This window comes from Acinetobacter sp. XH1741 (assembly GCF_041021895.1).
In the GTDB taxonomy this organism is placed as follows: Bacteria; Pseudomonadota; Gammaproteobacteria; order Pseudomonadales; family Moraxellaceae; genus Acinetobacter.
In genome coordinates this window covers 1,204,483-1,227,795 of the sequence record NZ_CP157428.1, presented here as the reverse complement: position 1 = coordinate 1,227,795, position 23,313 = coordinate 1,204,483, and the positions used below count along the sequence as shown (strand labels likewise).

General features: G+C 39.9%; 18 protein-coding genes, 2 tRNA genes and 3 rRNA genes. 8 read left to right on the top strand and 15 right to left on the bottom strand.

The genetic code is table 11. From position 1 onward, the window contains the following. Positions 1–18 precede the first annotated feature (18 nt). Both ABLB96_RS05920 and ABLB96_RS05915 read right to left on the bottom strand, forming a co-directional pair. Positions 19–852, bottom strand: coding sequence for a C39 family peptidase (locus ABLB96_RS05920; RefSeq protein WP_348898312.1), 834 nt, complete (start codon positions 850–852; stop codon positions 19–21). Between the two features lie 297 nt (positions 853–1,149). Continuing rightward, positions 1,150–1,998 (bottom strand): DUF6160 family protein, encoded by an 849-nt coding sequence (locus ABLB96_RS05915; RefSeq protein ID WP_348898313.1) that lies wholly within the window; start codon positions 1,996–1,998, stop codon positions 1,150–1,152. 351 nt (positions 1,999–2,349) lie between these two features. Between ABLB96_RS05915 and ABLB96_RS05910 the strand changes: the two genes are divergently transcribed. After that, a complete protein-coding gene (locus tag ABLB96_RS05910) occupies positions 2,350–3,705 on the top strand; it encodes an anthranilate synthase component I family protein (RefSeq protein WP_348898314.1) in 1,356 nt (451 codons plus the stop codon). Between the two features lie 3 nt (positions 3,706–3,708). Here the strand turns inward: ABLB96_RS05910 and hisC are convergent, their stop codons facing one another. From hisC to ABLB96_RS05850, 12 genes are all read right to left on the bottom strand, one after another. Further along, on the bottom strand, positions 3,709–4,794 hold the full coding sequence (hisC, locus tag ABLB96_RS05905) for a histidinol-phosphate transaminase (protein WP_348898315.1): 1,086 nt from the start codon (positions 4,792–4,794) through the stop codon (positions 3,709–3,711). A gap of 68 nt (positions 4,795–4,862) precedes the next feature. Then, positions 4,863–6,152 (bottom strand): histidinol dehydrogenase, encoded by a 1,290-nt coding sequence (gene hisD / locus ABLB96_RS05900; RefSeq protein ID WP_348898316.1) that lies wholly within the window; start codon positions 6,150–6,152, stop codon positions 4,863–4,865. 105 nt (positions 6,153–6,257) lie between these two features. Continuing rightward, a complete protein-coding gene (hisG, locus tag ABLB96_RS05895) occupies positions 6,258–6,941 on the bottom strand; it encodes an ATP phosphoribosyltransferase (RefSeq protein ID WP_151685584.1) in 684 nt (227 codons plus the stop codon). After that, positions 6,941–8,197 (bottom strand): UDP-N-acetylglucosamine 1-carboxyvinyltransferase, encoded by a 1,257-nt coding sequence (gene murA / locus ABLB96_RS05890; protein ID WP_348898317.1) that lies wholly within the window; start codon positions 8,195–8,197, stop codon positions 6,941–6,943. The genes hisG and murA overlap by 1 nt, the downstream gene beginning before the upstream one ends. Positions 8,198–8,203: 6 nt before the next feature. Beyond that, a complete protein-coding gene (gene ibaG / locus ABLB96_RS05885; protein WP_348898318.1) occupies positions 8,204–8,455 on the bottom strand; it encodes a BolA family iron metabolism protein IbaG in 252 nt (83 codons plus the stop codon). Between the two features lie 138 nt (positions 8,456–8,593). Further along, positions 8,594–8,932 carry a ribosome-associated translation inhibitor RaiA gene (gene raiA / locus ABLB96_RS05880; RefSeq protein ID WP_317293828.1) on the bottom strand — a complete coding sequence of 113 codons (339 nt, stop codon included), beginning with the start codon at positions 8,930–8,932 and terminating at the stop codon, positions 8,594–8,596. Between the two features lie 168 nt (positions 8,933–9,100). Next, entirely contained in the window at positions 9,101–10,549 is a 1,449-nt protein-coding gene (locus tag ABLB96_RS05875) for an RNA polymerase factor sigma-54 (protein ID WP_348898319.1), read from the bottom strand. Between the two features lie 269 nt (positions 10,550–10,818). Beyond that, positions 10,819–10,933 (bottom strand): 5S ribosomal RNA (rrf, locus tag ABLB96_RS05870). A 177-nt stretch (positions 10,934–11,110) separates the two neighbouring features. Continuing rightward, positions 11,111–14,002, bottom strand: a 23S ribosomal RNA gene (locus tag ABLB96_RS05865). A gap of 360 nt (positions 14,003–14,362) precedes the next feature. Beyond that, positions 14,363–14,438, bottom strand: a tRNA-Ala gene (locus ABLB96_RS05860). A gap of 56 nt (positions 14,439–14,494) precedes the next feature. Further along, positions 14,495–14,571 (bottom strand) — tRNA-Ile (locus ABLB96_RS05855). Between the two features lie 59 nt (positions 14,572–14,630). Beyond that, positions 14,631–16,167, bottom strand: a 16S ribosomal RNA gene (locus tag ABLB96_RS05850). Together the 16S, 23S and 5S rRNA genes with 2 tRNA genes alongside form the textbook arrangement of a ribosomal RNA operon. A gap of 570 nt (positions 16,168–16,737) precedes the next feature. Between ABLB96_RS05850 and ABLB96_RS05845 the strand changes: the two genes are divergently transcribed. The 7 genes from ABLB96_RS05845 (at position 16,738) to ABLB96_RS05815 (ending at position 21,705) form a co-directional block, all read left to right on the top strand. After that, the gene (locus tag ABLB96_RS05845; RefSeq protein ID WP_348895506.1) at positions 16,738–17,634 is read left to right on the top strand and encodes a VacJ family lipoprotein; all 897 of its coding nucleotides are present in this window, start codon (positions 16,738–16,740) and stop codon (positions 17,632–17,634) included. 120 nt (positions 17,635–17,754) lie between these two features. After that, positions 17,755–18,723, top strand: a complete 969-nt coding sequence (gene gigA / locus ABLB96_RS05840; protein WP_348895507.1) for an RsbU family protein phosphatase GigA — start codon at positions 17,755–17,757, stop codon at positions 18,721–18,723. 102 nt (positions 18,724–18,825) lie between these two features. Then, a complete protein-coding gene (gigB, locus tag ABLB96_RS05835; RefSeq protein ID WP_309454572.1) occupies positions 18,826–19,347 on the top strand; it encodes an anti-anti-sigma factor GigB in 522 nt (173 codons plus the stop codon). 26 nt (positions 19,348–19,373) lie between these two features. Then, positions 19,374–20,198, top strand: a complete 825-nt coding sequence (locus ABLB96_RS05830; protein WP_348895508.1) for a carbon-nitrogen hydrolase family protein — start codon at positions 19,374–19,376, stop codon at positions 20,196–20,198. A 14-nt stretch (positions 20,199–20,212) separates the two neighbouring features. Next, positions 20,213–20,590, top strand: a complete 378-nt coding sequence (locus ABLB96_RS05825) for a DUF4951 domain-containing protein (RefSeq protein ID WP_348895509.1) — start codon at positions 20,213–20,215, stop codon at positions 20,588–20,590. A gap of 159 nt (positions 20,591–20,749) precedes the next feature. Beyond that, positions 20,750–21,187, top strand: a complete 438-nt coding sequence (locus tag ABLB96_RS05820) for a MarR family transcriptional regulator (RefSeq protein WP_348895510.1) — start codon at positions 20,750–20,752, stop codon at positions 21,185–21,187. An 86-nt stretch (positions 21,188–21,273) separates the two neighbouring features. Next, the gene (locus ABLB96_RS05815) at positions 21,274–21,705 is read left to right on the top strand and encodes an organic hydroperoxide resistance protein (protein ID WP_348895511.1); all 432 of its coding nucleotides are present in this window, start codon (positions 21,274–21,276) and stop codon (positions 21,703–21,705) included. A 56-nt stretch (positions 21,706–21,761) separates the two neighbouring features. On the opposite strand, the gene gspE is transcribed toward ABLB96_RS05815, so the two are convergent. After that, the gene (gene gspE / locus ABLB96_RS05810) at positions 21,762–23,252 is read right to left on the bottom strand and encodes a type II secretion system ATPase GspE (protein ID WP_348895512.1); all 1,491 of its coding nucleotides are present in this window, start codon (positions 23,250–23,252) and stop codon (positions 21,762–21,764) included. Positions 23,253–23,313: the final 61 nt, after the last annotated feature.

The following is a 23,313-nucleotide window of genomic DNA, read 5'->3' as shown; positions in this document are numbered from 1 at the left end:
TACTAACTTTAAATTTGACTATTTACGTTTGTAATAAAGACGCATATAAGTTTCTATCGGCTGTCCATATGTTGGAGAATGACTATCACTATCTATCACGCGTCTCATAGTCGAAGCTTTATTGGCTAAACGGTCAAAGTTAAATGTCGGATATTGCACATCAACAAAGGCATATCTATTGACCGTTGCATCTTCTACATGGCGCATATCTGCATCTTTTAATGCCAATAAGTCTTTACGCTGTGATTCAGGCACCGAAATAACAAATAAAGTATTATTATCCCAAATTTCTTTAAAACGACTCTCATCAAAGCTGATATTCCCTAAAGCGGGATCAGCTACATATACTCTTCCATCTTTATAAGCTTTATATACGACAAAATGTTTAAAACCTGCATACGAAATAGGCACAATTGCGGGTTGACCGAGTTTAACTAAATCAGAAAACTCACCACGATAACCCCCACTATCTAAACCAATTGCTGTGACAAAGCGTTTCATATCAAGTAATGAGAAACTTCGGCGCTCAATAATACGTTGATACTCGCCATACTGTAGCAAACCGCTCATGGTTTGTTGCTCAGTTAAACTTGTTCCAACATAGCCATTTAATAAAGTCGTAAGTGCAGCAGACCCACAACTATAATCATAGGCTTGTCGAACAATGCCACGGAACTGGTCTTCAACAGCTGGTTTTATGGTGACGGGTTCAATATGGTTTCGGTGAAATGATAAATTACGTGAATCGGCAGTCTCTGTATAATAAACAGTTCCCGGCGGCTTTTTTTCTATTTCAAAGGCTTCTGTCGCAAAGTAATACATCAATGCTGAGCCTAAAACTATCTCTAACATAAGCACTTGGTCTAAATGGTGGCCTAACCGGCCTTATTCATTTTATTCTTAGAGCAAAAGCTCTACATCCCTGTGTGTTGAAGATACCTTTTTTTTATGTAAAAAACAGCTTTTTTTTAATCTTTTTGATGAATGTATAGTTTTACATTTATAAACTGATAATTAACTCTCATTCTAGTTAATTTGCACTTATTATTATATAAATTTATATTATTTAAATAAAAATATATAAAGTTTAATCTGTTTAGTAAAAATAAAAAAAGCGCGTATAACCGCGCTTTTTCATCAATCTTTAGATTAGTGACCGGAAATAGTAATTGTAGATTTACCCACATTTAAACCTTGAATTTCCAAATCACCAATAGAAGCATTACCCGCTGCACCTAAGTGCACGCCTTGAGCATAAACGTTCATGCCTTGAGTGCTGTTATTCTGGATACGTAAACCTGTAGGAACTACAGAAATATCTGCGTTTACATCCAAATCCCCAGTGGTATTACCCGCACCACGAACCATTACTTTGTCTAGGACAATTTTACCACCACCAGCGGCATCATTAATACCAAAGTTAGATAGTGTTAAACCACCTTGCAAGCTTGAATTCACTTTGATCATTGCGCCTTGCGGAGTTGAGCCTAACTGAACATTTGCAGAAATTTGACCCAAAGATAAATCTAAACCAGAGATAATTTCAGTTGGAGCTGTTTCTGTAATACCACGCACAGCAGTAGCCGTATTTAATGTACCCGAAGTACCCACGCCAATTGAACCTACATGTACATCAACCGCACCAACTGTTGCTGCAACGTTTAAGAAAGCACCATTTGAACCTGAAGCGCCATTTGTATCAATTGCTAAATCTAAAAGATTACCAGTACCTTTTTGAGTTACGGTAACACCGCTAATCGCGATTGCACCAGCAGTACCTGAAGACCCTGTAATACCTGTTGATGTTGCTAAACCATCATTGTCGTGTAGATATAGTTTATCGATAGAAATACCACCAGAACCTAAAGCAATACCAATATTAATACCATCTTGACCTGTAGCAGCACTAAGCGCAGCATCATCCATAGATTGCATTGCCATTGCATTTGCGCTGATAGCTAAAGAAGAAACTAAAGCAAGTTTAGTGAACATTTTCATTGAGCACTCTCCCAAGAGCATTTATTTTTTGACTTTAACCACTCTCACTGTCTCAAGTTGCATTTTTCTTTTATGGCAACCGAAACTTCCAATCCTTGAGTAGTTTTGCTTAGCAATTACTAAATTACAGCTACGTTAATTTTTGTTCAACTACTGTAATGCATTTTTTGCCAATTACCCGACAAACGGTACAAATATTGATCCCCTGATCTAGCCTGTCAGTTATCTTTAAATTTAGATGTCGATCCGGTTATTTTATCCACGAAAAGTTAAACTCTTTTCCCACATCTGCCTGATGAACGATAAGTTGTAGTAAACTAGGCCACCTCTCCCCAGTGCCCTATGTTTAAAATGTCTCAGTTAAAGAAAAAAATCTCTTTAGAAAGTCATCAATCAGCTGCCGATATTTTAAAAAAATTAGAAGATTTAATTGGACTTGTATATCTACATGATGATAACAATCCTATTATTGCCTTCCTTCCTCAAAAATATTTAATTACTCAAGATAATTGTAGCCTTATATTTGAGAAACAAGATTTTAATAATTATATAAAGTCATCTAATACAGAAAACATTTTAGATTTCACTCAATTTCACTCTCCAGAACAAAAAAATAAAAATATTGAGTCTATTAGTTTTAATGGAGGTTATATTGGCTTTATTAGTTATGATTTTTCTGCACATCAATTTATAAATAATAAATTACATAAACAGCCCTCGTTATTTGTAGGCTCTTATCAGTCGTTTCTTAAGAACATAAATAATGAATGGTATTTTTTTAGTGATGAAAATAATGCTCTAGAAATTTTTAATACTATCGTGAAACTTTTAGATACACCTTCAACTAAATCAAAGAAAAGTAATTTTAAACTAGAGAAAGTTATTCAACCTCGCTGGACCAAAAATGAGTACTTAACAGCCTTCCATAATATACAAGAATATATTAAAGCTGGAGACTGTTATCAAATTAACCTTACTCAGGAATTTAATACAAATTTCACTGGTTCATTATTAAATAAAGCAGAAGAATTATGGAATCTAACCAATGCTCCATATTCTGGGTATTTAAAATTAAATGAGTTTGAGCTATTAAGTTGCTCTCCTGAACTATTTATCGAATTTAATATAAACAAGCAAATCAAAACCAGACCAATTAAAGGCACGATGCCCCGTTATGAAAATAAAGAACAAGATTTGCAGTCCAAACAAACCTTAAAAAACTCTCAAAAAGATCAGGCAGAAAATGTCATGATTGTTGATCTTTTACGTAATGATTTGAGCATTTATGCCAATACAGGTTCTGTAAAAACAACAAAGTTATTCGAAATTGAAAGTTTCAATCAAGTGCATCATATGGTGAGTGAAGTTACAGCTACGCTTAAAAATGATATTAATCCTATGCAAATGTTGCTCAGTGCATTACCTGGAGGCTCAATTACTGGTGCGCCTAAAATTCGGGCAATGCAAATCATTGAAGAATTAGAAGGTGCACCACGTGGCGCATATTGTGGGACATTAGGATATTTTAATTTTGATGGTACTGGACGTTGGAATATTCTGATTCGTAGCTTTCAACAATATCAAAACCAGCTCTCTATTTGGGCAGGTGGCGGTATTACTATCGCTTCAGAGGCTGAAGCTGAATATCAAGAAAGTCTTGATAAAATCTCTGCTATGCTGAACTTGATGAACAGCACAGCAGAATAAATATTAAAGAATATCTTGCTTCAAAGTTTGAACTAAACGCGTATTTTGCTCATCAGTTCCAACCGTGATACGTAAAAACTGATTAATGCGAGGCTTATTGAAATAACGAACAATAATGCCCTGCTCACGTAATTTATGTGAAAGTTGTCCAGCATCATATTGTGAATGTGTAGCAAAAATAAAGTTGGCTTTTGATGGCAAAACATTAAAGCCCAGCTCAGTTAAATCATGTACAAGTTTCTCTCGGCTTGTAATAACTTTTTGACACTGCTCCTCAAAGTAGGCTTGATCTTCAAAAGAAGCAACAGCTGCTGCAATAGCAAAACGATCAATTGGGTATGAGTTAAAGCTATTTTTTACTGCTTCAAGTGCTGCAATCAAGTGTGACTGAGCAATCGCAAATCCAACGCGTAAACCTGCCAAAGAACGAGATTTCGAGGTTGTTTGACATACCACAAGATTTTCATATCGACTGATCAAACTGACAGCCGACTCAGCACCGAAATCGACATAAGCTTCATCAATCACAACCACTCGATCTGGATTTGCTTGTAATACTTGTTCAATCTGCGCCAGGCTTAATGCAATACTTGTTGGTGCATTAGGATTTGTAATAACAATGCCACCATTTGGTTGCATGTAGTCTTTTACATCAATCTCAAAATTCTCATTAAGCGGAATTTCTTTTGTTTTTGTCCCAAAAAATTGGCTATAAACTGGATAAAAACTATAAGTGATGTCTGGATAAAGAATTGGCTCATCTTGAAGGAAAAACGCTTTAAAAATATGAGCAAGCACTTCATCAGAACCATTACCTACAAAAACTTGAGATACATCAATATTCTGTTGCTTAGCAATTGCTTGCTTTAAAGTAGTCGCATCTGGATCTGGATATAGACGCAGCGCATCAGCTTGGTCATGTAGTACAGCTTGGACTGCTTCTACTACCTTAGGAGATGGTGGATATGGATTTTCATTGGTATTTAATTTCAATAAATTCTGGATTTTAGGTTGCTCACCAGGCACATAAGGCTCTAACTCACGAACCTCAGGACTCCAAAAACGCATTTGTGCTGTAGATACAGTCATAGTCTTATCTCAAAAAAGGGCTGAAAGTCAGCCCTGAATAATCATTAAAATACTACAAGGCTTAAAGCTTATTGATAACGGTAACGAGCCGAGCGTGCATGGGCATCAAGATTTTCTTGAACAGCAAGTACATCAGCTGTTTTGGCCAATGTCTTAACGCCTTCTTTTGAGCACATAATCAGACTAGAACGTTTTTGAAAATCATATACGCCAAGTGGTGACGAGAAACGAGCTGTACCAGATGTTGGTAATACGTGGTTTGGCCCAGCACAGTAATCACCAATTGCTTCAGGTGTATAGCGTCCCATGAAGATTGCCCCTGCATGACGAATGTCTTGGCTCATCGCTTCGGCATCATCAAGACATAATTCCAAATGCTCTGGTGCAACTTGATTAATTAAATCAATAGCTTCTGCACGGTCTTTTACTAAAACTAAAGCCCCGCGATTTTCAATCGATGTACGTGCAATATCAGCTTTTGGCAATTCACTTAAATGCTTTTCAATCGCAGACTCTACAGCTTCCAACAAAGCTTCATCTGGGGTAATAAAAATAGCTTGAGCAACAGTGTCATGTTCAGCTTGGGATAATACATCCATAGCTAGCCATTCAGCATTATTTACCCCTTCTGCATATACTAAAATTTCAGAAGGGCCTGCAATCATGTCGATACCGACCTGACCAAATACAGCACGTTTAGCTGCCGCCACAAATCGATTTCCAGGACCTGTAATTTTGTCCACACGTGGAACAGTTTGGGTGCCATAAGCCAATGCTGCAACAGCTTGCGCACCACCAATGGTAAACACTCGACTCACACCAGCAAGATAAGCTGCTGCTAAAACGAGAGGGTTTAAATCACCATTTGGTGCTGGTACAACCATAATAATTTCAGGTACACCAGCCACATGTGCGGGTACCGCATTCATCAGTACAGATGAAGGATAAGATGCAAGACCACCAGGGACATATATACCAACACGGTCAAGTGGAGTCACTTTTTGTCCAAGCGTATTACCTAAATCATCTACATAGGTCCAGCTATCTTGTTTCTGAGCCTCATGAAAAGTACGAATACGGTCAGCAGCAAGTTGTAGGGCTTCACGAATCTCTTGATTCAAGCCATCAAATGCAGCTTTAAGTTGTTGTTGAGACAATTCTAGATCGGAAAATTGATGCGCTGGATGTCGATCGAACTGTTGAGTAAGTTTTAAAACATGATCATCACCATGCTGACGAACATCAGCAATAATTTGATCTACTGTTTGAACTAAATTAGGATCATTAACGGTTTCAAAAGCCAAAAGCTCGGCAAAAACCTGTTTGAAGTTCTGATCTTGAGTCGATAAACGTCGCATCAATTTACCCACAAGGCGAAAAAGAAAAACCAAGTTTACTCTTTTTCTAAGGCCTTGTGGGCATCATATCTACAACTATCGCAAAAGCATGATAGGAAATTACTTTTAACGTGATTGAACAGCTTGTTCAAGTTGGGAAATGATTGGATTCAACAAAACTTGCTTACGCTTAAAGCTCGCTTTATTGACAATAAGACGTGAAGATACTTTGCAAATCTCTTCTAATGGTTCAAGACCATTTGCTCTTAAAGTATTTCCAGTATCAACCACGTCAACAATATAATCACCTAAGCCAACAAGAGGTGCTAATTCCATAGAACCATAAAGCTTAATAACATCAACTTGCTCACCTAAGCTTGCATAATATTGACGTGTCAGATTAACGTACTTGGTTGCAATTTTTAAACGACCTTTTGGATGCTCCATTCCTACTTTACCAGCAGTCATTAATTTGCATTTAGCAATCTGCAAATCTAACAACTCATAGACATGCTGAGCACCATGTTCCATAAGTACATCTTTACCTGCTACACCCAAGTCAGCCGCACCATTTTCAACGTAGGTTGGCACATCAGACGCACGTAAAATCAAAATACGAACTTGCTTATGTGTCGTAGGAAAAATCAACTTACGAGATTTTTCAGGGTCTTCAAGCAAGTTAATACCTGCTGTTGCAAGTAAAGGTAAAGTTTCTTTTAAAATACGCCCTTTACTGAGTGCCAAGGTCAAACCATGATCAAAATTACCCATTACATCGAAATTAGGATCATCGTTTCTTACGTCATTCATTAACTTACTCGCTTAATTTTGGCACCTAAACCTTGAAGTTTTTCTTCGACATGCTCATATCCACGGTCAATATGGTAGATACGATCAATTAACGTATCACCTTCAGCAACTAAAGCTGCTAGAACCAAAGAGAATGAAGCACGTAAATCTGTTGCCATTACTGGAGCTGCCTGTAATTTTTCAACACCAGTCACTACAGCATCATGGCCTTCAACCTGAATATTAGCACCCATACGTGACAATTCTGGAACGTGCATGAAACGATTTTCAAAAATAGTTTCAGAAATCGTTGCAAATCCACGACCAATTGCATTTACAGCCATAATTTGTGCTTGCATGTCCGTTGGGAATTCTGGGTGAGGTAATGTTCTAAAGCTCACTGCTTTTGGACGTTTACCCAACATATCCAGTTCAATCCAATCATCACCACGGGTAACTTCCGCACCCATTTCTTCAAACTTGTCTAAAACAGATTCAAGTAATGAAGGATCTGTATGCGTGGTTTTTACACGTCCGCCCGTAATTGCCGCAGCAGCCAAGTAGGAACCCGTCTCAATACGATCTGCTACAACTGAGTATTCACAGCCATGTAAACTTTCTACACCAGTAACAACGAGTGTATCTGTATCTAAGCCTTCAATCTTGGCACCCATTTTAATGAGCATTTGAGCAAGATCAGTGATTTCAGGTTCACGTGCAGCATTACGAATTGTGGTTACACCATCTGCTAAAGCTGCTGCCATTAGAATATTCTCAGTACCGCCAACAGTGACCATATCGAAAACTACTTCACCACCTTTAAGACGGCCATCAACAGTCGCATGAACATAGCCATTTTCAACTTCGATTTGTGCACCCAATGCCTCTAAGGCCTTTAAGTGTTGGTCCACTGGTCGAGATCCAATCGCACATCCACCTGGCAACGAAACCTTGGCATTTCCATAACGCGCCAATAGTGGTCCTAATACCAAAATAGAAGCTCGCATTGTTTTTACAAGCTCATAAGGAGCAAATTGATTATCTAAAGTAGAAGTATCTGCTTTTACTGTGTCATTCTCATAACTAATTGTAACACCTAATCCACCAATTAATTTTACCAAAGTATTTACATCTTTAAGATTTGGAACATTGGTTAAAGTAATTGGCGAGTCAGCAAGAATCATTGCTGCAAGTAATGGTAAAGCCGCATTTTTAGCACCAGAAATGCGTACTTCCCCTTCGAGCTTAGCACCGCCCGTAATTAAAAATTTATCCATTAATATTTAAGCTCCGAAAAGGCTTGCTTTACGCCATTCATCTTTGGTCATCGCACGAATTGTTACGGCATGAACTTCGCCACTTGCAATATAAGTATTTAATGGTGCATAAACTGTCTGCTGGCGAGCAACAGTACGTTTGCCTTCAAATTGATCATCCACAATACGGAGGTCAAATTTTCCAGCCTGTCCGCTCACCGCTACTTCCGCTTCAGGAAAAGCTTCTTTTAAAATTTGAGTGAGCTGTTCACTATTCATTGCAAAGACCTCTGGCACAACCTACGGTGTAAAACGAAGTATTTTACTATAACTTTTTCAAAGAATTCAGTACGTGTTTATATTTTATCAATAAAAAAGAGGCTATATTTCAAGCCTCTCTCAATTATTAAAAACTTATTAAATAGAAACAGCAACTTGCGAATAAGCACACTGCATTTTCCGATATTTTAATAATTGTTTTTTTAATTTTTCAGTCAATTTTTTAATTGAAGTATACATATCATCTGCTGTTGCTTGAGCAAATAGTTCAATTCCTGGTAACCGGACTATCGCTTCGGCCACATGATTAGAGCTACCTTTATGTGAACGCTTATCAATCTGATGATCTTTCGTTAGTTTAATCTGCATACTATTCACCTGATCCAGATGTTTCGTTAACTGATTAAATTTTGCTTTAATATTTTCTTCTATAGCTGGTGTAATTGCTAAATGATGTCCACGAATCGTTATTTGCATAATTCTATCCCTCACCTTTTTGGGTTATATAAAGAAGAACTAAAACGATTTAATGCAATCTAAAAAGATGATTTGGGACAATTAAATCATTTTAGCAACTCCTCTTGGTGAAAATGAAATTTCATTATTCCGTCATAATGAATATCTAGAATAGTCATACTTCAAAATTCAGATCAAGACTTTTCTTTCGGATGACGATGGAATATGTAACGATTCTCGATATTTTGCTACAGTCCTTCTCGCCACTTCTATTCCTTCATCTTTTAATAACGCCGCAATTGTATTATCAGACAACGGCTTACGTGGATTTTCATTAGAAACTAATTTTTTAATCATTGCTCGAATTGCAGTAGAAGAAGCTTCTCCTCCCGCTGTCGTGCCTACATGACTAGAAAAGAAGTATTTCAATTCAAAAAGTCCTCGTGGGGTCAGCATGTACTTATTTGTAGTCACTCGAGAAACCGTAGATTCATGCAATTCTACTTCTTCGGCAACATCCCGTAGTACCAGCGGTTTCATAGCCTCTGGACCTATTTCAAGAAATGCTTTTTGATGCTCAACAATACAACTAGCAACTTTCAATAAAGTTTTATGCCTTTCATCAATACTCTTTATAAAATTCTTAGCTTCAAGCATTTGATTACGCAGATATAAATTATCATCACTCTGATCTGCCCTGCGAATCATGCCTGAATAAAAAGAATTGATTCTTAATTTTGGTATAACATCTGGGTTTAACTGGACTTGCCAATGCAAATCCTTTTTAGCTACCACTACATCTGGAATCTGATATTCCGATTCTTGCTTTTCAAAATCCATCCCAGGATAAGGCTTCAATGTTTTTAATAAATCAACCGCAAACTTTAACTGTTCCCTAGAAAGACCGGTTTGCTTTAATAATTTATTGAGATCATTTGCAATTAGTAACTCATAATACTGAAGCAAACTTTTAGCTTCTTTTAAATACTCAGTTTCCTGAGGTAAAAACTCTAACTGAACTTTTAAACATTCAGCAAGATTACGAGCACCGATACCAATTGGATCAAGGCGTTGAATATACTTCAAGACGACTAAAATTTCGTCCTCTTCAACCTCTTCTTCAATATCCATTTCATTTAGTAAGTGCTGTACAGCTAAGAGAATCTCTTCTAACTCAGCTTCTAAAAAACCTTTATCATCTAATGCATCAACAATACAAAAAGCAATCAACTGATCTATTTTTGAAAAATGTAGTAAGTTCACTTGTTCTAAAATATGCTCTTTGAGCGTCATCTGAACCTGGCGGTTATCTTCACGCTCTTCAAATTCAGGTGTAGCTAAAGCTGTAGATTGATGGGTATAAATATCGTCCCATTCGGTATCAACAGGCAAATCATCAGGTAAATGGTTGGCATTCAATTCGGTTGTAAGATCATCTGTTTCTTGTTTTTCTAAGGTAGATAAACTTTCTGATAATGATTCATCTTCTACTTTTTCAAGTAATGGATTACTATCTAATTGAATTTGAATTTCTTGCTCTAACTCTAAACTCGAGAGTTGTAATAAACGGATTGCCTGCTGCAATTGAGGCGTTAACGATAATGAATTCGCAACTTTCAATCCAACAGATAATTTCATATATTTCTCTTTCCAAATAACAAGCAAAAATCATGCCTATTCAATATTTATAGCATATAGTAATGATTAATCCTATATATTGACTCAGCATTTCATGCGAAAAGTAGTAATTTTTCTTTTAAGAAATAACAGTAGAGTTATTTTTATTGTCATCTAACAGAGTATTTTTTAAAACATAAGAAATGAGATATTTATTAGATTGAATTTAATGTTTTTCAGGCATAAAAAAACACCCCAATCTCTTTTGAGATTGGGGTGTTTGAATAATGAGCTGGCGATGACTTACTCTCACATGGGTAACCCCACACTACCATCAGCGCTAAGAGGTTTCACTTCTGAGTTCGGGAAGGGATCAGGTGGTTCACTCTTGCTATGGTCGCCAGCACAACTGTTATGGATACTTGCCTTGGTCTTATTGTCTGCCAATGCGTTTTCCAAATCTTTACAGATGGGCTGATTGAATCTGAACTTGTTCATTTTAACTAGTGGAATAACTAAATCAAGTTACTTAGTATGATAATGAATCGATTGATGCTTTATATACAACTGCTTGGGTGTTGTATAGTCAAGCCTCACGAGCAATTAGTATTGGTCAGCTTCACATATCGCTATGCTTCCACATCCAACCTATCAACGTCCTAGTCTCGAACGGCTCTTTAGAGGACATAAAGTCCTAGGGAAATCTTATCTTGAGGTAGGCTTCCCGCTTAGATGCTTTCAGCGGTTATCCCTTCCGAACATAGCTACCCGGCGATGCGACTGGCGTCACAACCGGTACACCAGAGGTTCGTCCACTCTGGTCCTCTCGTACTAGGAGCAGATCCTCTCAAATTTCCAGCGCCCACGGTAGATAGGGACCGAACTGTCTCACGACGTTCTAAACCCAGCTCGCGTACCTCTTTAAATGGCGAACAGCCATACCCTTGGGACCTGCTTCAGCCCCAGGATGAGATGAGCCGACATCGAGGTGCCAAACACCGCCGTCGATATGAACTCTTGGGCGGTATCAGCCTGTTATCCCCAGAGTACCTTTTATCCGTTGAGCGATGGCCCTTCCATACAGAACCACCGGATCACTAAGACCTACTTTCGTACCTGCTCGACTTGTGGGTCTCGCAGTTAAGCGCGCTTTTGCCTTTATACTCTACGCGTGATTTCCGACCACGCTGAGCGCACCTTCGTACTCCTCCGTTACTCTTTAGGAGGAGACCGCCCCAGTCAAACTACCCACCAGACACGGTCCTCGTCCCGGATAACGGGACAGAGTTAGAACCTCAACATTACCAGGGTGGTATTTCAAGGACGGCTCCATTGGAACTAGCGTTCCAACTTCAAAGCCTCCCACCTATCCTACACAAGTAAGGTCAAAGTTCAGTGTCAAGCTGCAGTAAAGGTTCACGGGGTCTTTCCGTCTAGCCGCGGGTACACTGCATCTTCACAGCGATTTCGATTTCACTGAGCCTCTGCTGGAGACAGCGCCGCCATCATTATGCCATTCGTGCAGGTCGGAACTTACCCGACAAGGAATTTCGCTACCTTAGGACCGTTATAGTTACGGCCGCCGTTTACTGGGGCTTCGATCAAGAGCTTCGCTTACGCTAACCCCATCAATTAACCTTCCAGCACCGGGCAGGCATCACACCCTATACGTCCACTTTCGTGTTTGCAGAGTGCTATGTTTTTAATAAACAGTTGCAGCGGCCTGGTTTCTGCGGCTGTCATCAGCTCAGGAAGCAAGTTCCATCACCAACAACAGCGTACCTTCTCCCGAAGTTACGGTACCATTTTGCCTAGTTCCTTCAGCAGAGTTCTCTCAAGCGCCTTGGTCTACTCGACCTGACCACCTGTGTCGGTTTCGGGTACGATTCCTGTGTAACTGAAGCTTAGAGACTTTTCCTGGAAGCATGGTATCAGCCACTTCACTGTACAAGTACAGCTTGCTATCGGATCTCAGTATAGAGTACCCCGGATTTGCCTAAGATACATACCTACATCCTTCCACCTGGACAACCAACGCCAGGCTGACTTAACCTTCTCCGTCCTCTCATCGCATTACACAGAAGTATTGGAATATTAACCAATTTCCCATCGACTACGCCTTTCGGCCTCGCCTTAGGGGTCGACTCACCCAGCCCCGATTAACGTTGGACTGGAACCCTTGGTCTTTCGGCGAACGGGTTTTTCACCCGTTTTGTCGTTACTCACGTCAGCATTCGCACTTCTGATACCTCCAGCATACTTCTCAATACACCTTCATCGGCTTACAGAACGCTCCCCTACCACTTGACTAATGTCAAATCCGCAGCTTCGGCACATAGTTTTAGCCCCGTTACATCTTCCGCGCAGGCCGACTCGACTAGTGAGCTATTACGCTTTCTTTAAAGGGTGGCTGCTTCTAAGCCAACCTCCTAGCTGTCTATGCCTTCCCACATCGTTTCCCACTTAACTATGATTTTGGGGCCTTAGCTGGCGGTCTGGATTGTTTTCCTCTTGACTACGGACGTTAGCACCCGCAGTCTGTCTCCCGGATAGTACTCATAGGTATTCGGAGTTTGCATCGGTTTGGTAAGTCGGGATGACCCCCTAGCCGAAACAGTGCTCTACCCCCTATGGTATTCGTCCGAGGCGCTACCTAAATAGCTTTCGGGGAGAACCAGCTATCACCAGGCTTGATTAGCCTTTCACCCCTATCCACAAGTCATCCCCTGGCTTTTCAACGACAGTGGGTTCGGTCCTCCAGTTAGTGTTACCCAACCTTCAACCTGCTCATGGATAGATCGCCTGGTTTCGGGTCTATACCCAGCAACTAAACGCCCTATTAAGACTCGATTTCTCTACGGCTCCCCTATACGGTTAACCTCGCTACTGAATATAAGTCGCTGACCCATTATACAAAAGGTACGCAGTCACCGAACAAGTCGGCTCCCACTGCTTGTATGCATGCGGTTTCAGGATCTATTTCACTCCCCTCACAGGGGTTCTTTTCGCCTTTCCCTCACGGTACTGGTTCACTATCGGTCAGTCAGGAGTATTTAGCCTTGGAGGATGGTCCCCCCATATTCAGACAAGGTTTCACGTGCCTCGCCCTACTCGTCATCATTATGTGTGCCCTTTCGTGTACGGGAATATCACCCTCTACGTTCGCACTTCCCAGAGCGTTCCACTAAAACACACATAACTTAATGGGCTGATCCCCGTTCGCTCGCCGCTACTGAGGGAATCTCAATTGATTTCTTTTCCTAAGGGTACTGAGATGTTTCACTTCCCCTCGTTCGCTTTGCAACACTATGTATTCATGTTGCAATACCTACCTTAAAGTAGGTGGGTTCCCCCATTCAGAAATCTCCGGATCAAAGGATATTTGCCGCCTCCCCGGAGCTTTTCGCAGGCTATCACGTCTTTCATCGCCTCTGACTGCCAAGGCATCCACCACATGCACTTAATTACTTGACTATACAACCCCAAACAGTCGTCAACACCTACAAGTGAGTGTTGTCCGTGCGATTCTTCATCGCTACTATCTGTTGTCTGTGTACTTAAACACTGTACAGCTTCAATCTAAATTCATATACCAAAACGCTTGATTCAGTTAATTTGCTAGTTCTCAATTAACTCCAAGATCAGAATTACTTCATCTCTCTTTGTTATTGAGTGAACAATTTATTTCAGACTCAATTTTGCCAATCTGTTAATGAATAAACATGCCTTCGTCAGGTCATGCTTAATACCGTGATACTTAAATCACAGAAGTTAATAAACCAAGATCTCAATCTCTATTTACTAATTTCTGTAATCCGAACTTCTCTTAAGTTCTGGTGGAGACTAGGAGAGTCGAACTCCTGACCTCCTGCGTGCAAAGCAGGCGCTCTACCAACTAAGCTAAGTCCCCAGCTTACATCATCAGTCATGTATCTTTTTATCTATAACTTCAACCAGTCAAAGTCATGGTGGGTCTGACAAGACTTGAACTTGTGACCCCACGCTTATCAAGCGTGTGCTCTAACCAACTGAGCTACAGACCCTCAGATACATCTATGAAGAACAACTTGTTGTGGATTCTTACCAATCGTCAATCTTTCGTTAAGGAGGTGATCCAGCCGCAGGTTCCCCTACGGCTACCTTGTTACGACTTCACCCCAGTCATCGGCCACACCGTGGTAACCGCCCTCTTTGCAGTTAGGCTAGCTACTTCTGGTGCAACAAACTCCCATGGTGTGACGGGCGGTGTGTACAAGGCCCGGGAACGTATTCACCGCGGCATTCTGATCCGCGATTACTAGCGATTCCGACTTCATGGAGTCGAGTTGCAGACTCCAATCCGGACTACGATCGGCTTTTTGAGATTAGCATCACATCGCTGTGTAGCAACCCTTTGTACCGACCATTGTAGCACGTGTGTAGCCCTGGCCGTAAGGGCCATGATGACTTGACGTCGTCCCCGCCTTCCTCCAGTTTGTCACTGGCAGTATCCTTAAAGTTCCCGACATTACTCGCTGGCAAATAAGGAAAAGGGTTGCGCTCGTTGCGGGACTTAACCCAACATCTCACGACACGAGCTGACGACAGCCATGCAGCACCTGTATGTAAGTTCCCGAAGGCACCAATCCATCTCTGGAAAGTTCTTACTATGTCAAGGCCAGGTAAGGTTCTTCGCGTTGCATCGAATTAAACCACATGCTCCACCGCTTGTGCGGGCCCCCGTCAATTCATTTGAGTTTTAGTCTTGCGACCGTACTCCCCAGGCGGTCTACTTATCGCGTTAGCTGCGCCACTAAAGCCTCAAAGGCCCCAACGGCTAGTAGACATCGTTTACGGCATGGACTACCAGGGTATCTAATCCTGTTTGCTCCCCATGCTTTCGCACCTCAGCGTCAGTGTTAGGCCAGATGGCTGCCTTCGCCATCGGTATTCCTCCAGATCTCTACGCATTTCACCGCTACACCTGGAATTCTACCATCCTCTCCCACACTCTAGCTAACCAGTATCGAATGCAATTCCCAAGTTAAGCTCGGGGATTTCACATTTGACTTAATTAGCCGCCTACGCGCGCTTTACGCCCAGTAAATCCGATTAACGCTTGCACCCTCTGTATTACCGCGGCTGCTGGCACAGAGTTAGCCGGTGCTTATTCTGCGAGTAACGTCCACTATCTCTAGGTATTAACTAAAGTAGCCTCCTCCTCGCTTAAAGTGCTTTACAACCATAAGGCCTTCTTCACACACGCGGCATGGCTGGATCAGGGTTCCCCCATTGTCCAATATTCCCCACTGCTGCCTCCCGTAGGAGTCTGGGCCGTGTCTCAGTCCCAGTGTGGCGGATCATCCTCTCAGACCCGCTACAGATCGTCGCCTTGGTAGGCCTTTACCCCACCAACTAGCTAATCCGACTTAGGCTCATCTATTAGCGCAAGGTCCGAAGATCCCCTGCTTTCTCCCGTAGGACGTATGCGGTATTAGCATCCCTTTCGAGATGTTGTCCCCCACTAATAGGCAGATTCCTAAGCATTACTCACCCGTCCGCCGCTAGGTTAGGTAGCAAGCTACCCTTCCCCGCTCGACTTGCATGTGTTAAGCCTGCCGCCAGCGTTCAATCTGAGCCATGATCAAACTCTTCAGTTAAAATCATTTTGCACCTTATTTAAAGACAAGGTGCCAATTCTAGCTCATCAATTACTGACTTAAATTCGCTCAAATAAACTTCGAGTAATTTAAACCAATCAATCAATGAAAATTATTTCGATTAATCAATCAGTAAAAATCCACACAAGTTGTTCTTCAATTCTCTTAATGATCTTCTTCCTGGTTCGTCACCAGCAAGCTAGGTCGGCTATATTACTCTTAATCTCTTAAAAGTCAACAGGTAATTTCGATATTTTTTAAAACTTATTTTCTAAACCATCTCATCATCAAATTCATCACTTAACGCAACCAACTTAATCACAAGTAACTGTTTTTCAACAAGTTTCTATCTGCATCACCGCCGATGGATGTGCATTATAGACCATTAATTTCCACTTGCAACCCCTTTTTCACCACCTTTGTATCAAGTGGGCGTTTTTTAGGCTTTTTAGTTATATTTCTATATTATTTGACCAATTTTACGTTGATAATAGCTTGTCGCTTCTGTATTAAAATATATCTCTATCCAACTGCATATTGAACAGAGCCTAGTAGCGGTTAAGGAATTATATGAATTATTCTAATTTACTATTATCGAGCTTATTAACTGTGGGTCTTTATACCTCAGCACACGCTCAAGAAAATCTTACTGAAGAATCTGCCGCTAGTTCGGAGGATGTTACTTCAACAGAGGCTAAACAGGGCCGCCCCCATTCACAAATTATTAAAGATTTGAAAGGTCTAAAAGCTAAAGATTTAAAAATCAATGCAAATGCTGCTCAACCGGACACAGTAAAAGATCCTTTACAGTCATTGAACCGTCCGATTTATTCTTTTAATGACATGCTAGATCGTAATATTTTACGCCCTGTTGCAGTTCAATATAATGAAAAAACGCCAGAAGATGTGCGTGGCTCTTATCGCCAGTTCCGCAAAAATCTTGGCGAGCCTTGGAATGCTGTGAATCAGCTCATTCAAGGACGACCTGGACGCGCGGCAAAAACACTTGGCCGGTTTACTGTTAATACATTAACAACTTTAGGCTTAGCTGATCCTGCTAGCCGTTTAGGTCTTCCACCTGAAGATGAAAGTTTTGGTGTAACTCTAGGTTATTATGGCGTTCCTTCTGGACCATTCCTAATGCTACCTTTCTTTGGCCCAAGTACTTTGCGTGATGGGTTTGGCTTAGCTGTAGATTCTCAGGCTCGTCCACAAAAATATATTATGAATAACCAAGATGGTCTTTATTGGTCAACCAATGTCTTACAAGCTATTGATACACGAGCTCAATATTTAGACTTGGATCAAACCATACAAGGTGATCAATATGCGATGATTCGAGATCTATATCTGCAACGTAAAGCATTCCAGATTGCTGAGAAAAAAGGTGATTCAGCAGATGTCTCGTTTATTGATGATGAATCTGAAGATGTTCCAGATAACAGTCATAATAAGACTAAAAAATAATTAAATAAGAAATCAAGGTATTGTACCTGCTCTATTCTATAAAGAGGCAATACCTTGATTTTGGTCATACATCCTCTATGATGGATAATGTGATCTTGAAAAAGGACTGCCATATCTTCTATGTATTTTATTAAACCGACACGCTCTATCCCTTTGTTAGAGCAAGCTCTGGATGCATTACCAGACTTACAAGTCATTCACATAGATGATCTCGATTTATATGACCCAACCATTATTGCAATTGCGGATGTTCAAGATTTCCTGACTTATAAATGGCGCTTACCTACAATTGTGATCGCTTTTGAGCATGAAGGTAGTGCTTTAGCTCAGGCATGGGAAGCAGGTGCTCTTGCTGGCTGGGTATGGAACCAATTACCAAAAGATCTAAATAAAGCATTAACACGAATTGATGCACAATATAAACGTAATCAAGATAGCCGTGATTTACCTTCAGCAGCAGAATTACAAAAACGTTTGTTACCTAACCCGATTGATTTATTAAATTATGAAGTTGAGACTTTTTTTCAGCCTTCCGCGTATTTATCAGGAGACTGGTATGATTACTGGAAGTTAAATGATAAAGAAGTTTTGTTCTATCTTGCCGATGTGTCTGGACACGGTGTAACAAGCAGTTTATTAACTTCTTGGATGGCTGCATTCCATGGCCGTTCAAAGACGCCACGACAGTTAATTAAAAAGTTAAATGGAATGTTAGTTCAAGAGAATATTGAAAAACACATTACAATTGTGGTCGGTATTTTAAATCTTGAAACGCATAACCTTCGTTGGTCTAGTGCTGGTCACTACCCTCCTCCGATTATTTTCGAACCTAATCAACCACCCAAAATTTTAACAACTAGCAGTTTCCCTTTAGGGTTAACTGACGAGTTAGAAGTTGAAGAACATGTGTGTACATTAAATCGTCATGCACGTTTCATTGTTTGCTCAGATGGAGCACTAGAACCTTTTGATGGTGGCTTGAATGATCAGTTTCAACAATTAGTCCAACATTTGCAAAATCAATCATTCCAAGCACCCGATCATGTTGCAGATGACATTGCCATCTTTAGTCTTTGTCGAATGAATTAATTTAAGAATCAATTAATTACATAATATACGACTTAAGGACTCTTGAGTCTGAGATGGCACTATGTGATAATTTTTCTATCCTTCTCTGAAAATGGCATTTTTATGTCAACAGGTCATGTTGAATATGCAAGCTTAAATGGAACGCATATTTTCAAACTTATTGGTGAAGTGCGAGCCCATTCTTGTATAAGTCTAGACAAACTTTTAAATAGAATTGAACAGCAAGAAAATGTTGTTGGTGCGATCGTTGATTTAACCCAAACAACATTTATTGATAGTACTGTATTAGGCATCCTAGCCAAGCTAGGTCTAAAACTCAAACAGACTCATCATATTCAAGCTGTGATGCTATCTACCAATCCAGATATCACAACCTTAGCCAACAGCATGGGGCTAGGGCAGGTTTTTGTCATCTTGAATTATTGTGGTGATCCTAACGTTTGTACTTTGACGTTAAATGACGATCACATTACTCATAATGCGATGTTAAGAACTGTTTTGGACGCGCATAAGACGCTGATGAAACTCAATGCAAATAATCAGAATATGTTTGAGCCACTTGTTAAGCAATTGCAGAAAGAACAAGACACGCTCGAACAAGTATCTGATAAGCAAAATGCCTAAATTTTAATGCTAATCTGGATTTGTACATGACTCTTGTTTCAGTTGTTCAAATGAATTCTCAAGATGACATTGAAAGTAACTTTCAGGTCATTGAGACATTGATTCAGCAAAGCAAGGCTCAGAATGCTAGCTTGATTGTTTTTCCAGAAAACTTTGTATGTTTCGCTGCTGGTAAACAGCGTGAAACAGCTGAGCAATTTGAATCGATTCAGCAAAGACTTGAGAAACTTGCACATCAATATCAAATCTGGATTGTTGCTGGGACCTTACCTTGTCCATTTCGTCCAGATGGTTCCATCATACAAGATGGACGAGTTCGCACAGTAAGTTTATGCATTAGTCCTGAACGCACTGAAGCACGTTATGACAAAATTCATTTATTTGATGTTCAAGTAAGTGATGCAGTCGGTGGGTATCAGGAATCACGTTTCTTTGAACCAGGAACAGACGTAGTAGTCACTTCTACCCCTTTTGGCAATATTGGCCTAATGGTATGTTATGACTTACGTTTTCCTGAGTTGGCTTTGACCTTAAGACAGCAAGGTGCTCATCTATTGACTGCACCAGCAGCATTTACCTATACAACAGGTCAAATGCATTGGCAGCTTTTGCTGCAAGCACGTGCAATGGATAGTCAATGTTATGTTTTAGGCGCAGCGCAACAAGGTTGGCATGGGGAAAAGCGTCAAACTTGGGGGCATGCAGGAGCAACTGACAGCCGTGGACAAGTTTTAAGTATGATTGAATATGAAGGTAATGGTTTAATTACTGTACCTTTTGATTTAACCGCTCAAGAACTTGTTCGTACATCAATGCCTTTAATGACGCATCGTAAATTAATTCACTATTAAAAGCTTAATTATTCATGTGGAAATACTTATTTAGCATTTTTTGCTTAGGGGCAAATATTCACTGTTATGCAGCTGAGTTCGGTACAACAAATCATTTTGTTTCTCCAAATTTACAGCTTAAACAAGATGTTACTCCACCTACTCCAAAAAACATTCCTTTACCTGCTTTTGGACAGCGGATTATTGGCTGGGGAACAGGTGCAGAAGGTGCTAGACAGCGTTTAGAAAATATTCAGCCAGCTGATGTTTCCATGATTAAAAAGCAAGGAACAACTCTTGAAATGATCACAGCTTGGCAAGATTTTTATGAACAAGAGCAGCAACGCAACGAAAACAATCCAACTGCAAAATACCGCGCTCGTTTAATGAAAAAAATTGCCGATCTCTGGTAAATATTTCCAATTAATATTTTTAAGTCATAGAGTAATCTTTCGATTACTCTTTTTTTGCATTATCTCATTTTTATCAATAGCTCAGAATTATGAGCATTTAAGAAATCACACATAAAGCGATATACTAGGAAAGCACCAATCAATTTTTCTGAGGAATATATGGACCAAGACTGTCAAAACTTAAAGCTTGAGAATCAACTATGTTTCCTCATTTATTCAACAAACTTGGCACTTAATCAACTTTATCGAAAACTTTTAACACCATTAGGTATCACTTATCCTCAATACTTGGTTATGTTAGTGCTATGGGAAAAAGATGAAGTGACTGTTTCAGAAATTGGCAGCAAACTATTTTTAGAGTCATCTACATTAACTCCAATTTTAAAAAAGTTAGAAGCAATGCACCTTGTGAATCGCACTCGTTCAAAAGAAGATGAGCGTCAAGTGATTATTACACTGAGTGAAAAAGGGAAAAATTTAAAAGAACAAGCAGTAAATATTCCAGCTCATATTTTGGAAGCGAGTTCTTGTGATATGACCACCCTACTTGGCCTCAAAGATCAACTTACCCAACTTCGTACAAATATAGCTAAATAATCTTCAATTTTTTTACAAATTTGACTTGTCAAAACATATAAGTCGTGTACGATATATTTGTATTCAATTTAAATTAGGAACAAAAAATGTCTTTAGAAAAAGTTGTATATCGTGCAAAAGCTAAAGCAACAGGTGGCCGTGATGGTCGTGCAACTTCATCAGATGGCGTATTAGACGTACAGCTTGGCGTACCTAAAGAAATGGGTGGAGCTGGTGGTGCAGTAACAAACCCTGAACAACTATTTGCAGCGGGCTATTCAGCATGCTTTTTAGGTGCTTTAAAATTTGTTGCCAACCGCGATAAGTTTAATATTAGTAAAGATGCTTATGTTGAAGGCGAAGTAGGTATTGGCCCAATTCCTACAGGTTTCAGCATTGAAGCAACTTTAAACGTTTACTTAATTGGTATGGACCGTGAAGAAGCTGAAAAATTAGTTGCAGCAGCTCATATTGTTTGTCCATATTCAAATGCAACTCGCAACAATATTGATGTGAATTTTAATATTGTGACTGAATAAGTTTTATTATTAAAAATGCCCGATATAAATCGGGCATTTTTTTCATCTTATAAAAATCATGCTTCACTTGCTTCATTCGTTACTCGAAGCACTTCTTCAAGTGTAGTTTTACCTGAGAGAACTTTACGTAAACCATCATCACGGATAGAACCCGAATATTCACGAGCATGATTTTCCAATTCAAATTCAGCCGCATTACCATGAATAAGACGGCGCATAGGCTCATCCACAGGTACAATCTCATAAATAGCAGTACGACCATTGAAACCCAAATGAGAGCAATGATCACACCCTTTCGCTTCTGGTAACTGCAACATAGGTTCACTATGAATATGCTGAAAAACCTGTTTTTCAAACGTATCTGCTTCACGCCACGTCATACAATGCTGACATAAGGTACGAACCAAGCGTTGAGCCACAACACCAATTAAAGAACTTGAAAGCAAGAATGGTTCAATTCCCATATCTTTGAGACGAGTAACCGCACCAATCGCTGTATTGGTATGTAGTGTCGATAAAACCAGATGACCTGTTAGTGATGCTTGCACTGCAATTTCTGCTGTTTCCAGATCTCGAATCTCCCCCACCATGACTACATCTGGATCTTGACGTAACATGGCTTTTAAAGCGCGAGCAAATGTCATATCAACTTTGGTATTCACTTGTGTCTGACCAATCCCTTCGAGTTGATATTCAATAGGATCTTCAGCAGTCAAGATATTACGGGTATTATCATTTAAATCAGATAAAGCCGCATATAAAGTCGTTGTTTTCCCCGAACCCGTAGGCCCTGTGACTAAAATAATGCCATGTGGACGATGCACTAGCTGAGTTAAACGTTCATAGTCATTGGCCATTAAACCCAAATGGATCATATTTAGGCGACCTGCTTGTTTATCAAGCAAACGCATAACTACTCGCTCACCATGTGATGATGGTAAAGTCGACACACGTACATCGACTTCACGTCCAGCAAGACGTAAAGAAATACGTCCATCTTGTGGCACACGTTTTTCCGCAATGTCGAGCTTTGCCATGACTTTAATACGTGAAACAAGTAAGGGGGCTAGTTCACGGCGTGGTTGTACAATTTCACGTAATTGACCATCTACGCGCAGGCGTACAGATAATTTTTTTTCAAAAGCTTCAATATGAATATCTGAAGCACCTACTCGAATTGCTTCAGAAAGAAGTGCATTGATCAAACGAACAATAGGCGCATCATCCTCTTGATCCATTAAGTCTTCTGTTTCAGGAACCTGATCGGCTAAACTCAATAAATCTGGATGGTCTTCTAAACCAGCAGCCACCTGTTGTGACTCACCTGTGTCCCCAGCATAACTTGTACTTAATAAACTATTAAACTCTTGTTCGGTACATAATTGATAATGTGCAGGCTTCCCCAAAATTCGTCTTGCTTCCTGCAATGCAATTTTTTCTGTATTTTGACGTCTTACAATAAAGACTTGATCACCGTCATAACGAAATAAAACACCATGACGCTTGGCAAAACTATATGGAACTTGTATTTGTTTCAATATTTGCATCACAATTTATAATGATGAGTAAGATGATTTTGAGTGTACTCTAAGCAGATTACAGCGTGAA

Coding starts and splice junctions, on each gene's coding strand:
- ABLB96_RS05920 (WP_348898312.1), bottom strand. CDS start 852: ATGTTAGAGATAGTTTTAGGCTCAGCATTGATGTATTACTTTGCGACA.
- ABLB96_RS05915 (WP_348898313.1), bottom strand. CDS start 1,998: ATGAAAATGTTCACTAAACTTGCTTTAGTTTCTTCTTTAGCTATCAGC.
- ABLB96_RS05910 (WP_348898314.1), top strand. CDS start 2,350: ATGTCTCAGTTAAAGAAAAAAATCTCTTTAGAAAGTCATCAATCAGCT.
- hisC (WP_348898315.1), bottom strand. CDS start 4,794: ATGACTGTATCTACAGCACAAATGCGTTTTTGGAGTCCTGAGGTTCGT.
- hisD (WP_348898316.1), bottom strand. CDS start 6,152: ATGCGACGTTTATCGACTCAAGATCAGAACTTCAAACAGGTTTTTGCC.
- hisG (WP_151685584.1), bottom strand. CDS start 6,941: ATGAATGACGTAAGAAACGATGATCCTAATTTCGATGTAATGGGTAAT.
- murA (WP_348898317.1), bottom strand. CDS start 8,197: ATGGATAAATTTTTAATTACGGGCGGTGCTAAGCTCGAAGGGGAAGTA.
- ibaG (WP_348898318.1), bottom strand. CDS start 8,455: ATGAATAGTGAACAGCTCACTCAAATTTTAAAAGAAGCTTTTCCTGAA.
- raiA (WP_317293828.1), bottom strand. CDS start 8,932: ATGCAAATAACGATTCGTGGACATCATTTAGCAATTACACCAGCTATA.
- ABLB96_RS05875 (WP_348898319.1), bottom strand. CDS start 10,549: ATGAAATTATCTGTTGGATTGAAAGTTGCGAATTCATTATCGTTAACG.
- ABLB96_RS05845 (WP_348895506.1), top strand. CDS start 16,738: ATGAATTATTCTAATTTACTATTATCGAGCTTATTAACTGTGGGTCTT.
- gigA (WP_348895507.1), top strand. CDS start 17,755: ATGTATTTTATTAAACCGACACGCTCTATCCCTTTGTTAGAGCAAGCT.
- gigB (WP_309454572.1), top strand. CDS start 18,826: ATGTCAACAGGTCATGTTGAATATGCAAGCTTAAATGGAACGCATATT.
- ABLB96_RS05830 (WP_348895508.1), top strand. CDS start 19,374: ATGACTCTTGTTTCAGTTGTTCAAATGAATTCTCAAGATGACATTGAA.
- ABLB96_RS05825 (WP_348895509.1), top strand. CDS start 20,213: ATGTGGAAATACTTATTTAGCATTTTTTGCTTAGGGGCAAATATTCAC.
- ABLB96_RS05820 (WP_348895510.1), top strand. CDS start 20,750: ATGGACCAAGACTGTCAAAACTTAAAGCTTGAGAATCAACTATGTTTC.
- ABLB96_RS05815 (WP_348895511.1), top strand. CDS start 21,274: ATGTCTTTAGAAAAAGTTGTATATCGTGCAAAAGCTAAAGCAACAGGT.
- gspE (WP_348895512.1), bottom strand. CDS start 23,252: ATGCAAATATTGAAACAAATACAAGTTCCATATAGTTTTGCCAAGCGT.